At 59.8% G+C, this 3,315-nt stretch carries 2 protein-coding genes and 3 pseudogenes; 4 read left to right on the top strand and 1 reads right to left on the bottom strand.

The genetic code is table 11. The features are described from left to right. A pseudogene (locus ACXRVY_RS21215) lies at positions 1-303 on the top strand (FAD/NAD(P)-binding protein); the annotation flags it as partial. Positions 304-310: 7 nt separating this feature from the next. On the opposite strand, the pseudogene ACXRVY_RS21210 reads toward ACXRVY_RS21215, so the two are convergent. Further along, a pseudogene (locus tag ACXRVY_RS21210) lies at positions 311-805 on the bottom strand (hypothetical protein); the annotation flags it as partial. Between the two features lie 280 nt (positions 806-1,085). Between ACXRVY_RS21210 and ACXRVY_RS21205 the strand changes: the two are divergent. The 3 genes and pseudogenes from ACXRVY_RS21205 to ACXRVY_RS21195 form a co-directional block, all read left to right on the top strand. Continuing rightward, on the top strand, positions 1,086-2,531 hold the full coding sequence (locus ACXRVY_RS21205) for a sensor histidine kinase (RefSeq protein WP_223463539.1): 1,446 nt from the start codon (positions 1,086-1,088) through the stop codon (positions 2,529-2,531). Positions 2,532-2,716: 185 nt separating this feature from the next. After that, the gene (locus tag ACXRVY_RS21200) at positions 2,717-3,019 is read left to right on the top strand and encodes a hypothetical protein (protein WP_411740722.1); all 303 of its coding nucleotides are present in this window, start codon (positions 2,717-2,719) and stop codon (positions 3,017-3,019) included. 17 nt (positions 3,020-3,036) lie between these two features. Continuing rightward, positions 3,037-3,315, top strand: a pseudogene (locus ACXRVY_RS21195) (SCO family protein); the annotation flags it as partial.

Here is a 3,315-nt window from a genome sequence, read left to right as displayed (position 1 = left end):
GAGGCGCAGACCAGTGTGGTCAGCGGTGCCGCCCTGATCAACTCCAGCGGTATCGAATACGATTGGCGCCGGGTCGCGCGACCACTACCCCGGCAATTGCTCGCCCGCGGCCTGGTGCGGCCGGGGCCTTTGGCCTTGGGCATCGCGGCAGAGGTCGATGGCGCGGTACTGAACGCCGAGGGTCAGCCCGCCCGCCGCCTGTTTGCCATGGGCCCGCCATTGCGCGGCATGTGGTGGGAAAGTACCGCCGTCACCGATGTGGCGAGCCAGGCCAAGGCGTTGGCCGAGCGGCTGGTGCGCTAGCTGCCCCGACGCCGTAGGGGTGGGTGATAACATAGGTGCCGGCAGTGGGCACGTCGATGCGAATACGGATACGGGCGAAGCTGATCTGGTCGCCCTCCAGCGGATCATCGCCACTGAAGGCGGCTTCAAGCGCCGAGACATAGGTCAGGTCAATGCCTCGGGCGGCATCGACGATGGTGGTTTCGCCGGTGGCCCAGAACGCTTCGTCGGGGAAATTGGTCGGGAAGACCAACGGTTGGGTGTCGTCGAAAATGCCGGGATCAGGGATCAACGAACACATGTAAGTCGGGGCGCCTGGCGCGCTGGTAACCCTTGAACTGACAGCTTTTGACAAACACAGGTCAAGGGTTCGGCCGTGGGTGTCCTGATACCAGGCGGAGAAATTGCCATTGGCTGGCAGGTAGGGGCCGGGGTCTACGGCAAACAGCGCTGCCTGGGCAATACCTTGGGCTAGAGCGGTCACGACCAGGGCGGTCGCGGTTTTGCACAGTAAAGGGTGCATGAGTATTCCCTCTATCGAAGTACCTGCCCCTTGGGGACGGGTCAGTTGGCAGGGTGTTTGGCAACTGCCATACCAATCAGCGAAAACGCCCGTGAGAAGCTCGCAGTAAAGGCATTGGCGCAGTCACGGGTGATAGACCGGGAAGTTCGGGAGCGGGCAGCTGTCCCCAACTTTGGGGGGAGATGGGACGGCGGGGCGGGGGGGTATCGCAGTCCCCAGGTTCGGGCAAACGGCCATGAGTGGGCTATAAACCTATAGGGGGTTTCCGGGAACCGTGTCCATGAACTCAATGACCAAAGTGCTTGTGACCGAAAGCGAAGCCCGTTTGAACACGCGCAAGCGGCCGTTTGATCTGCTGCGCTGGTTTTCGCTGGTCAGCATGGTGGTGATCGGCATGGTGGCGGTGGCGCTGGGGGCGGTGACCTCGCGGTTCGTGATTACCGAAAGCGTGCAGCGCGATGCGCTATTGACCTCGCAATTCATTCAGTCGATTGCCTTGACCGAGTTGCGCCATGTGTCGATTCCCAACTCCCCGAGCATGGGTGAGTTGCTCGACCCACGAAATGACAAGTACTTTCCTGACGTCGACCCGCTGTCACGTGCCGATTTCCGTGATGATTTCATCGACCATGTCGAACATTTGCCGGACGTGATCCTGGCCAGCATCTATGCCCCCGACCGCAGGGTGATCTGGTCGACCAACCCGGCCTTGACGGGCACCACGATTTATGGCGACGAAGACCTCGACCGGGCGTTCAGCTCCAGGCTTCCCGTGTCGAGCAGTTACCACGATGTGGACAAATCCCGCATGGAACAGAAGTTCCTGGAACCACCCAAATTCATCTTCATCGAAAACTACGTTCCCTTGTTCGACGCCGAGGGTCGCAACGTCACGGCGATGGTCGAGATTTACAAGGAACCGCAGGACCTGATCAACCGCATGCAGCGCGGCCTGGTGCTGATCTGGCTGGCGACCGCCCTGGGCGGCAGTCTGATTTACCTGGGCCTGTACTGGATCGTGCGGCGGGCGGCGATCCTGCTGGTGACGCAGCAGAAGCAATTGATCACCAACGAAACCTTTGTGGCGCTGGGGGAGGTGTCCTCGGCGGTCGCCCACAGCCTGCGCAATCCACTGGCGAACATTCGTTCAAGCGCCGAGCTGGCGATGGAGTTCGACAGCGGTCCGGCACACGGGAACATCAACGACATCATTGCTCAGGTCGATCGCATGTCGAAATGGGTACGGGAGTTGCTCCAGTCCCTGCGACCGCTCAACGACGAGGCTGAACCGGTGAACCTGGTGGCGGCCCTGCATGACAGCCTGATGGCTTACGAGCAGCAGATCAGCAAGGCCAGGATCAACGTGGTGTTCGAGCCGGACCAGACGCCCATGGTCCTGGGTCAGCAGGTGCAACTGACCCAGATTCTCAACAGCCTGCTGTCCAACGCGGTGGAAGCCATGGACGGCGGCGGCACCCTGACCATCCTGATCGAACCTCACGATGCCCGGCGCGTCAGCGTGAGGGTGAGCGATACCGGAAAAGGCATGAGCGAAGAGCAGCGCGCCATGGCCTTCCGGCCATTCTTTACCACCAAGCAGGGCGGGCTGGGCGTCGGGCTGGTGCTGGTCAAGCGGATCATGGAACGTTTTGGTGGTGCGGTGACCCTGCAAAGCCGTGAAGGCGAGGGCACCACTGTCCGCCTGTTGTTTAATCTGGCCCTCTGAAAATGGGGATGAACTATCCCCCGTTTGTGGGTGCAATCCCCAGCTATCTCCACAGTCATGGCACATCGATGTTGATAAACCGTTGTTTTGGCGAGTGTTAATACTTTTTTATAAAGCAGATACAAAATTGGCGAGGTCCTTGCTACAGCACCATCACCCCGTTCACGACATCGAGGCGGCTGGTGATGGAAAAAAAAGCGCAGCGCAACTTCAAACGGCCAGGACTGTTAGCGCCCCTGGGCGTCCTGCTGACGATGACACTGAGTACAGCGACACTGCGCGCCAGCCCTATCGATGACGAGCGACAGCCAGAACCTTCCGACCCTTTGGCTTATTGCGACGAACCCGCTGATGAACCGGCGGCGCTGAATGCCAATTTGAGCATGCCGGAGGCCAACCAGGATTCTTTCGATTTCGCCAAAACTGTTGATGGTGCGTTATGGGCAACCGGTGATGGCTACTGTCTGAAAGTGACCGTCAAGCAATGAACAGAGAGGGTGTCGACATGAAAATGCATACACCACGCTCACGAGCCTTGGGCATGCACCTGGTGCTGATGGTGGTGACCGGTTTGCTGGCCAGCCAGCTGCTGGTCGCCAGCCAGCCAACGTCGACGCCCACACCTGCTCCTGCATCCACTGCCGAACCCGCTGTCGTTGAAGACAACACCCCCTGGGGTGGCGACTATTTCCCCAACACCCTGCTGACCGACCAGGACGGTCAACAGCTGCGTTTTTTCGATGACATGATCAAAGGCAAGGTGGTGGTGATCAACTTCATCTTC

It is taken from the genome of Pseudomonas sp. P5_A2_2, from assembly GCF_054177685.1.
The sequence above is the reverse complement of the archived record's forward strand: the minus strand, read 5'-3'. Positions and strand labels throughout refer to the sequence as shown.